The organism is Pirellulales bacterium (assembly GCA_035499655.1).
Classification (GTDB): Bacteria; Planctomycetota; Planctomycetia; order Pirellulales; family JADZDJ01; genus DATJYL01.
This window is the reverse complement of sequence record DATJYL010000045.1, coordinates 1-9074: the sequence shown is the minus strand read 5'-3', so window position 1 is coordinate 9074 and position 9074 is coordinate 1. Positions and strand designations below refer to the sequence as shown.

8 protein-coding genes are annotated in these 9074 nt (G+C 55.0%); 5 read left to right on the top strand and 3 right to left on the bottom strand.

Going from position 1 to position 9074, the window contains the following annotated elements:
* Nucleotides 1–372: 372 nt before the first annotated feature.
* On the bottom strand, nucleotides 373–807 hold the full coding sequence (locus tag VMJ32_02865) for a potassium channel family protein (GenBank protein ID HTQ37939.1): 435 nt from the start codon (nucleotides 805–807) through the stop codon (nucleotides 373–375).
* Nucleotides 804–2003: a cation:proton antiporter gene (locus tag VMJ32_02860; GenBank protein ID HTQ37938.1), complete on the bottom strand. Its 1200-nt coding sequence runs from the start codon at nucleotides 2001–2003 to the stop codon at nucleotides 804–806. The genes VMJ32_02865 and VMJ32_02860 overlap by 4 nt, the downstream gene beginning before the upstream one ends.
* 433 nt (nucleotides 2004–2436) lie before the next feature.
* Between VMJ32_02860 and VMJ32_02855 the strand changes: the two genes are divergently transcribed.
* The 5 genes from VMJ32_02855 (at nucleotide 2437) to VMJ32_02835 (ending at nucleotide 7710) form a co-directional block, all read left to right on the top strand.
* On the top strand, nucleotides 2437–3003 hold the full coding sequence (locus VMJ32_02855; GenBank protein HTQ37937.1) for an HdeD family acid-resistance protein: 567 nt from the start codon (nucleotides 2437–2439) through the stop codon (nucleotides 3001–3003).
* A 674-nt stretch (nucleotides 3004–3677) separates the two neighbouring features.
* The gene (locus tag VMJ32_02850; protein ID HTQ37936.1) at nucleotides 3678–4583 is read left to right on the top strand and encodes a nuclear transport factor 2 family protein; all 906 of its coding nucleotides are present in this window, start codon (nucleotides 3678–3680) and stop codon (nucleotides 4581–4583) included.
* Nucleotides 4584–4644: 61 nt separating this feature from the next.
* On the top strand, nucleotides 4645–4812 hold the full coding sequence (locus VMJ32_02845) for a hypothetical protein (protein HTQ37935.1): 168 nt from the start codon (nucleotides 4645–4647) through the stop codon (nucleotides 4810–4812).
* A gap of 224 nt (nucleotides 4813–5036) precedes the next feature.
* Nucleotides 5037–5936: a hypothetical protein gene (locus VMJ32_02840; GenBank protein HTQ37934.1), complete on the top strand. Its 900-nt coding sequence runs from the start codon at nucleotides 5037–5039 to the stop codon at nucleotides 5934–5936.
* 106 nt (nucleotides 5937–6042) lie between these two features.
* Nucleotides 6043–7710 (top strand): SulP family inorganic anion transporter, encoded by a 1668-nt coding sequence (locus VMJ32_02835; GenBank protein HTQ37933.1) that lies wholly within the window; start codon nucleotides 6043–6045, stop codon nucleotides 7708–7710.
* Nucleotides 7711–7772: 62 nt separating this feature from the next.
* On the opposite strand, the gene VMJ32_02830 is transcribed toward VMJ32_02835, so the two are convergent.
* Nucleotides 7773–8872, bottom strand: a protein-coding gene (locus VMJ32_02830; GenBank protein ID HTQ37932.1) for an IS3 family transposase whose coding sequence is annotated in 2 segments (ribosomal slippage) — nucleotides 7773–8620 and nucleotides 8620–8872 — 1101 coding nt in all. Because the reading frame shifts where the segments join, the coding sequence is not laid out codon by codon here.
* Nucleotides 8873–9074: the final 202 nt, after the last annotated feature.

The following is a 9074-nucleotide window of genomic DNA, read 5'->3' as shown; positions in this document are numbered from 1 at the left end:
GTGATTTTACGTTTTTCTTCGGTCTGCTGAATGTACCAGTCGTCAGAATAATTCTGACGACTCCACTATCATTCAGCATCTTAAACCCTTATTAGATATATGTTTTCGTGTTTGCAGGTCACGTCGCTAATTTTTTCAATTGGTTTCGTACGGTAGGGGTCATAGTAAAAAGTTTCGAAATTGGTTCAGGGATTTACGAATTGAAAGTCGTTTGCAAACTTCTCATGCCCCAGCACTTCGGGCGATGCATATACGCTCAGCGGCGTGAGACATTGCAGAAACGCGGGGGATTTTGCCGTCGAACCCACGTGACCGACTACCGCCCATCCCAGCAACTTGAATTTATTATCAATGTGACTGCCGTCGATTTGGTTATCCAAGCAGTTGGCGTCGATCGGTGAATATCTTCTGCACGGCGGCTACGATGAAGCCCGTGGACAAGCCGAGCATCAGAACGCCGACGGCTGCTTCGAGCGGGCCGACAAGCCGCCATGCTTGCGGAGGCAGGACATCTCCGTATCCGACGGTCGTATAGCTCTTCAATGAGAAGTACAAAGCGGTTTCAAAATCAGGCAACATGCCGACGATTACAAACGCGGCAGCCCAGACTGTCATTTCAAAAAGGTGTAGTAGCAACAGGCCGCTCACCAGCCGAATCAATGTCCAGATCGGGCGTGGCTTTTTGGCAGAATTGACACCCGGCGGCCATAAACCTGCCGCCGGGATAACGATATAGACTGATCCCACGGCATGGATAATGACCGTGACGCACGTCAATGCTAGGGCAAGGAGAAGTTGCTGGATCATGGCTGATCTTGTTGAGTGTGCGGCGCCGGGCTTGCAGGACCATCCACCGTAACATTTGTGGCAACCATTCGCCCTCCGAACGATTCTGTTAAGACTGGTCCCAAAACTGATGTTACCACCATCAGGACAATTACGGTGTTGAGGACGGGTTCATCGATCAACCGCTCACCTGCTGAATTCTTGGCTTCGTACGCCACCAAGGCGGCCGCTAGTGTAGCGGCGACCTGGGGCAGCGAAAGTGACCACATAATTAAACCTTCGTACTTGGTGTAGTGAAATGCTCGCGTTGCTATCAGGGCCGCGGCAAGTTTCGCGACGATCAAGCCGAGAACAATCGATGACACCAGCCCAAGATTGTTGATTGTGGATTCCACAAACACACGAGGATTAATTAGGAAGCCGACCGTCACAAAGAACACGGGGATGAACAGAGTATTGCCGAGGAACTCCAGCTCTGCTTTGGCCGGGCTGTGATGCACTGCCCGGTTCAGGGCCAGGCCTGCTAAGAAGGCGCCAATGATGCCTTCCAAATTGATCATCTCGGCGCCGATGCCGGCGACGGCTACCGCCAAAAGCATGACAAGGAATTGCCCCTCCTTGGAATCTTTCATTCGCTGCATGAGGAGGCGAACGACAGCACTAAGTCCGAATAGTACCACTGGAACGTAGACGGCCAGCTGTACCAATTGCAGAAGAAAGGCAGCCGGTGAAAATCCGGACATATGTATCGGGATGCAGATGGCCAGTACCATTAGCGACGCAATGTCGGTAAAGATTGTCGCGCCAATGGTCACCGTGACCGTCTCGTTCCGAACTAACCCCAACCGCTGGACGATCGGGTAGCCAAGCAGTGTGTGCGACGCCAGCAGAGAGCCGATCAAGAGCGCACCAATCCAGCCGTAGCCGAAAGCCATTCCCACGGCAAAGCCGGCGGCCAGGGGCAGCGAAAATGTTGCCAGTCCAAAGGCGAGCGAGCGATTGCGCGTGCGCTGGAATTGCTGCACGTCAATTTCCAGGCCTGCGAAAAACATCAAGAGGAGCTTACCGACTTCGGCGAAGTATTCGGCGACTTCGTTATGTTTGGGTCCAACTTGCAACCCGTGAGGACCGAATATAACGCCCGCCGCCAATAATCCCACGACGGCCGGCAAGTGGATTCGCTTGCACAAAGCGGGAACCGTCAGGAACACCGTCATGGCAAATGCAAAGCGGGCCAAAAGCGGCAATTGCGTCAGTGATTCCTGCAATCGCTCGATCATAGATCGGGTTACCAATCTTCGATGGATGAGACGCCGATGTTATCCAAGTAGCTCGGCAAGCAACGACACTCTACTCTGTGACAGTGTAGCGATTTACTGAGAAATTGCCGATGAAGACGCGGATTCATATCCGAGAATTAACTGGCTGGGGTCGACCAATGGGAGTCATCAGCAGACCAGCAACCGGAGGCTCGGCGGCCCTCGAACCCAACCGGGTTCGTTTATTGGGCAAAATATTGATAAAAAAGCATATTTGCAGCGGTAAATTTCATTGGAGGACCAAGAGACAATTGCGTTGCGCAACGACTAACCTAGACTTAGCTTAGAGCGGTCGAATTCAATTCATTCGCATTTCTTGAGGAGATCCAACATGTCCACTGATATTGCCCGGTCGAATCATGAATTGCATTCGGTCCGTAATCAATGGTGGTGTTTTCTACTACTCGGCATTGCGCTGATTGTCGTCGGCACCATGTGCATTGTTGAGCCGCTAGTCCCATCGCTAGCCTCGGTCGTCGCGCTCGGCTTCTTGCTTGTCGCGGCAGGCATAATACAGATTGTCAGTTCTTTCTGGGCTGGGAAATGGGGGGGCATGCTCCTTCATATGTTAATTGGCGTACTATACGCCGTCGTTGGATACATGATCGTCGACGAGCCCGGACTATCGATGTTGGTGCTCACAAAATTCATTGCCATCTTTTTGATCGTAAGCGGCGTGTTCCGTATCGCGTCGGCGCTGTTGGTGCGGTTTCAGGATTGGGGCTGGGTGCTTCTCAATGGCGGCGTTACGCTGCTGTTGGGAATTATTATCCATCGCCAATTACCGGAAGCCGCGCTGTGGGTCATCGGCATGTTTATCGGCATCGAAATGCTTTTCAACGGATGGGCATGGGTGATGTTGGCCTTAGGACTGCGGGCCGTTGCCAAAGCCCGTTAGGAACGCGTTGATTAACCGAACCAAATTTTAACAGCACAGCCCACGATCGATTTGCGACGATGCCCGCCAACCAGCGGCCCAGGTCAACCGAAGAGTGCTCCCAAGTCACCTGAATATTGTGGGCTCGGCGACACTTGGCTCAGGCAACCACAATCGAATTCAGTTTTTATCAGCCACGAATGGTAATGGCACAGAAATTGGCACCGCCTACGGCGAACATGGCTGATTGTTTGACCGACAGAGGTGTGGTAGAATTCTGCCGTCTACTGGCTGCTGATGGGCAACCATCGACTTTTCATTATCTCCCAGTTGCCAGTTTGCCTACTTATTGGTCTCGAGTGTAGTTCGTCTTGTACGCGCCTGCCCGGTGGCTGTCGAACTTCGTCCCAGGTTCATGCAATCGCCGGTTTGCTGTTTTGATTCGTTGCGCGGTGGTTGAACCGCGAGAATTTCGGGTCGAAGAACCTGAGTGCGGAATAGTAGCTTCAAAGAATGCGCTAGGGTCGCGACCGGTACCGTGCTTTTCTCAATCTGTCCCGCCGACTTGGAGGGGTTCGAGTAACGTCACGGTTGAACTTGGCAGCGATCGCTGAACGAGAAGTCATGGATCGAACGCGCGTCAAGTTGTCGAAACTACGTCAAGAAACCTTTCGTTAATATCAGGAGCACCAATCATGAACAAAATCTGGATTTCATTAGCTGTTCTATTGTGTTTGGCGACAGCTTCCAAACTGCGCGCGGACCAAGCCGCGGACGAAGCGGCCATCCGCAACAACGCGGCCGCATATGTTACTGCCTACAACAACCACGATGCGAAGACGCTGGCGACGTTTTGGTCGCCCGATGCGGTGTATGTGAACCCGGAAACAGGTGAAGAGGCGGTGGGGCACGACGCCATCGCAGACCAGTTTGCATCAATCCTCGCGAACCTCGGAGATGCAAAATTGGCGGTCGATGTGAAATCGATCGAGTTCTTATCGCCGACGGTGGCCATGGAACGTGGAACGGCGCGAGTCGTCAACAAGTCCGGGAAGGAGCCGAAAGAGACTGACTACACCGCAATCGACGTTAAACGCGACGGGAAGTGGCTCCTGGACCGCGTGACCGAGGAAGATATGCCGGTGATTCACTCCAATTACGACCGGCTGAAAGACCTGGAATGGATGATTGGCGATTGGGTCGACCAAGACGACAACAGCAGCGTCGAAATGACCTGCAAGTGGACCAAAAATCAGACATTTATCTCGCGGCAGTTTGCCGTTTCCATTGCAGATCGACTGGACATGTCCGGAATGCAACTCATCGGTTGGGACCCCAGCACGGGAAAAATTCACTCCTGGGTATTCGATTCCGATGGGGGTTTCGGCGAAGCGACGTGGACCAAGAAGGGCAATCGCTGGATCATCAATGCCGCCGCGACGATGCCGGATGGGCGCAAGACTTCGGCGATCAATATCCTGACCATGCTCGATAAAAACTCGTTTACCTGGCAATCCACCGGCCGGGAGTTGGATGGCGAAATTTTACCCAACATCGAACCCATCAAAGTGGTTCGCGGCGCAGCGTCTGATTCCAAGTGATCTATCGACATTCAACCATACGGGGACTTTCCCATGAAGCGCAGCATAGTGATTTTCGTAATTGGCTTATTGGCGATGGCCTTCATTACCAGTGAAGCGATTGGCCGAGGCGGTGGTGGAGGCGGTGGCGGCGGCGGACGAAGCGGAGGAGGCGGGGGTGGCGGTGGCGCCAGAAGTAGCGGCGGCGGAGGTGCACGACCGTCAGCAGCCAGTGCAAGTCCATCCATGAGCCGCACCGCAGCGCCAGCCAAATCCCAATCTGCCGCTGGGCGTACCAACACCGCTGGCGCAGCAAAGTCCACGGCCGGCGCGGGACAAAGCGCACGTACTAGCACGGCTGCCGCAGCAAAATCTACGGCGGGCGCTGGTCAAGGCGCGCGGCCGAGCGCGTCTGGATCGCAGAAATTCGCGGATGGCTCGCCTTCCGCTCGACCGGCCGGCGCCAACACGGCGGTGGCCGATTTTCTGGAAGGTGGCTCGGCGCCCAGTCGTGCGGGCACCGCGGCAGCCGATGGCGCCGGTGTGGCCGCCGGTGCAGCTGTTGCCAACAACCGCCAAGGGAAAGGTGAAAACCGCGCCGATCGTCCAGCGGCGAAGGTTGCCATAGCTAAGCCTGGTCAGGCGCGAACAAGTTTGGCCCAAGGCCAAGGCGAACGTCGTACACAACGTCAGCAGGAGATCGGTAAGAATGCCGATCAGGTCCGCAATGGCTTGAAGGAGCAGTACGGAGATAATTTGTATAACGACTTCTGGGGGTCAAACTCGCAATCTCGCTTCGAGCAGAATCCGGTGTTTTGGGGTTGGGCGACGTTCAACGTAGCGCAGGCTTTCCTGCCCTGGAATTGGGGCAGCGAGTCCTATTACGACTACGGGACAGGGGGAAACGTCTACTACGAGGGAGATACGGTCCACATCGGCGACACCACAGTGCCCGCCGATGAATATGCTGATCAAGCCGAACAGCTCGCCACCGAAGTCCCCAAGGTGGAGAATCCTGACGCGATGGAATGGTTGCCATTGGGCGTGTTTGCCTTGACGCAGGATGGCGTTGCCGACGCAGTCCCCAATATGTTCCTGCAGTTGGCGGTCAGCAAAGAAGGCATCATCGCCGGCACGTATCAAAACAAATCGACCGGTCAGATCGAATCGGTCGAGGGAATGGTTGACAAAAAGAGCCAGCGTGCCGCGATGACGATCGCGGGCAAGAATACTCCCATTCTGGAAACTGGCTTCGCGAATTTGACCAAGAACGAAACTCGCGTGCTGGTCCACTTCGCCGATGGCCAAACGCAGCAATGGTTGATGCTGCATGTAGAAAATCCAAATACCGCAACAAAGCAGAAAGGCGCCTGATTGCAACAAGCAATTTGTGCTTCCGCCGCCCTTACGAGTCTATCGCAGATTTGCCGAGTAGCGTGAGGCGAACGTAGGCTTTCACGGGTTCGTTTTGAATTCAGATATGTTTTGGCGTTCGCACTTACCACCTGCACAATGGCTGCCCCAATACCGGGCCGAGTGGCTGAAGTTTGATGCGGTCGCTGGCATCACACTTGCCGCTTACGCTATTCCGGTCTCAATGGCCTACGCCTCTTTGGCAGGCTTGCCGCCACATCACGGTATTTACTGTTACTTGCTGGGCGGTGCGTGTTATGCCATCTTTGGGACCTCTCGACAGTTGGCGATCGGCCCAACCTCCGCAATCGCATTATTAGTCGGCAGCACAGTCGCTGGCATGGCCGGTGGCGATTCATCGCGCTGGATCGCGATTGCTGCACTTTCCGCGATGGTCGTCGCTTCCCTAAGCGGACTGGCTTGGTTGTTGCGTCTGAGCGGGCTGGTCAACTTTATCAGCGATACGATTTTGCTCGGTTTCAAGGCTGGAGCGGCGCTGACGATTGCCATGACTCAGCTTCCCAAGCTCTTCGGGGTGCCTGGGGGCGGCGATCACTTCTTCGAACGAGGATGGATTCTTCTGGGTCAGCTCGGCGAAACGAACCTCATCGTGCTTGTGATTGGGTTGGTAGCGCTACTGTTCTTACTTATCGGTGAGAAGTTTTTGTCAGGGTGGCCGATGGCGCTATTGGTTGTCGCATTTGCCACGATTGTTGTCTCGTTCAGCGCGCTTAAGGATTCTGGGGTCGCGACGGTAGGCGCGCTCCCGGCGAGGCTGCCGGCGATCAGCTTCTCAGTCATTCGGTTGCGAGACGTCGATGGAATTCTTCCGCTTAGCTGCGCCTGTTTCTTGCTATCCTACATCGAAAGCATTTCGGCGGCTCGCACCTTGGCCGCAAAGAACAACTACCAGATTGATCCACGCCAGGAATTGCTTGCCTTGGGCGCCGCAAACTTGGCGGTGGCTTTCGGTCAGGGGTTTCCGGTGGCGGGCGGCCTCTCGCAGTCAGCCGTCAACGACAAGGCCGGCGCGCGAACGCCGTTGGCTCTGCTATTTGCCTCGCTGGCCTTAGCTGGATGTCTTCTGTTCTTGACTGGCTTGCTGGCAAATCTCCCGACAGTTGTGCTGGCCTCGATCGTCCTAGTTGCCGTGCGAGGACTGATTGATCTGAAAGCCTTGCGGCACCTTTGGCACGTAAGTCGATTTGAATTCAAGATCTCAATGGTGGCGCTCATCGGTGTGTTGTTGCTGGGTATTTTACAGGGCGTTCTGGTGGCGGCAATTGCATCGCTCTTGATGCTGCTTGCCGGCGTCGCGCAGCCCCACGTCGCGTTTCTCGGCCGTATCGCGGGCACCCGGCGCTATTCCGATCTTGAGCGACATCCAGACAATGAGGTGCCGGAGGGCATTGTGATCTTTCGAGTGGAATCATCGCTCTTGTACTTCAATGCCGATTATGTTCGCCAGGTCGTGTGCGGCAGAATCGAAGCAACGCCACAGCTACGGCTTGTGATCTGTGACCTTTCTGACACACCGATGGTGGATGTGGCTGGAGCAAAGATGCTTGGCGAATTGCACACGAATCTTGCAAAACGTGAAATACCACTGCGCATTGTTGAAGCCCATGCGAAAGTTCGCGACCTGCTCCGCGCCGAAGCATTGGAAGATCGCGTCGGTTATCTTGGTCGACACATTTTGACCTGCCCCCGGGAACGATACCAATGTTTAAGTTAGGGATGGAAGTGTTGACCTGCTACCCAAGTTTGATCCAGTTGGAATGCTAGGGAAACAGGGTTTCAGCGGGGGCTAGCCCCCGCTGAAAAAATCGCAAATTCTTCCGGCGTCCGCTGCCCCAGCGCACTGTGGGGTCGACACCGATTGTAATCGTCCCGCCAATGGTCGATGACCTCCTGGGCATCGTTGAGTGACAAAAACCAATTTTGGTTCAGACACTCTTCACGGAACTTCCCATTGAACGATTCGATGAACGCATTGTCCGTGGGCTTTCCGGGCCGGCTGAAGTCCAACTGCACGCCGTTCCAGTAGGCCCACAGGTCCAAACTCTTGGAGATAAACTCTGGGCCGTTGTCGACACGGATGGTTTGTGGTTTGCCGCGCTCACTGACCACACCCTCCAAGGTCCGCACGACATCGTCTCCGGTCAACCGCTGACCCACACGAATCGCCAGACTCTCACGACTAAAGTTATCGACTAACGTCAACAAACGGAAGCGCTGCCCGCTAAACAACTGGTCGGCCATAAAATCCATGCTCCAACTCTCATTGGCTCGTTGGACTGCCGGCCGCGCTTGACGTACGTGACAGCTCTTGCAGCGCCGGGGCCTTTTACTGCGGATTCCCAGCCCTTCTTCGCAGTACAGTCGGTACACCAATTTGGCGTTCACCCGGTAACCCTTTCGTCGTAAGAGCACATGCAACCGGCGATAGCCGTAGCGTGGTCGGCCGCTGGCCAGATCGCGCAACTCAATCCGCAGTTCGGCCCGATCGTCTCGAACACTCTGGTACCGATGGCTGGCTCGGGGATAATCCAAGGCCCGACAAGCGCGACGCTCGCTGACCTTATAGGAAGCTTGCAGCCTTTGCACCAGAATTCGACGACGAGCGGGCTTCAGAGCTTTTTTGACAACACATCCTGCAGCATCGTCTTGTCCAAGCTTAGGTCAGCGACCAACTGCTTTAACTTCCGATTCTCTTCCTCCAGCTGCTTCAAGCGCCGCAGTTCGGCTACACCCAAGCCAGCAAACTTCTTCTTCCAGCGGTAGAACGTTTGCTCCGAGACGCCCATCTTGCGCACGATCTCGGTCACCGCCGTACCCGACTCCGATTGCCGCATCGCTAACGCGATCTGCTCTTCCGTAAATCGCTTTCCCTTCATGGTCCAGGTTCTCCTTTCCAAAATGCAAAGTTACAAAAAACCTCGCATTCCGTCTGGACCAAGATTCGGGTAGCAGGTCAAGGCATTGTGACCCCTTCCCGATTTCAGTACCAGTGTCTGTGAGAGAATCGGTTAGGGTTTAGTTCGCGTGTTGAGTCGGAGGGAAGGGCGTAGCCCTGACCGGAGACTCAACACGCGGCGC

What these genes read in the sequence shown, in the direction of transcription:
- VMJ32_02850 (HTQ37936.1), top strand. Translation starts at nt 3,678, where the DNA reads ATGAACAAAATCTGGATTTCATTAGCTGTTCTATTGTGTTTGGCGACA.
- VMJ32_02855 (HTQ37937.1), top strand. Translation starts at nt 2,437, where the DNA reads ATGTCCACTGATATTGCCCGGTCGAATCATGAATTGCATTCGGTCCGT.
- VMJ32_02865 (HTQ37939.1), bottom strand. Translation starts at nt 807, where the DNA reads ATGATCCAGCAACTTCTCCTTGCCCTAGCATTGACGTGCGTCACGGTC.
- VMJ32_02860 (HTQ37938.1), bottom strand. Translation starts at nt 2,003, where the DNA reads ATGACGGTGTTCCTGACGGTTCCCGCTTTGTGCAAGCGAATCCACTTG.
- VMJ32_02835 (HTQ37933.1), top strand. Translation starts at nt 6,043, where the DNA reads ATGTTTTGGCGTTCGCACTTACCACCTGCACAATGGCTGCCCCAATAC.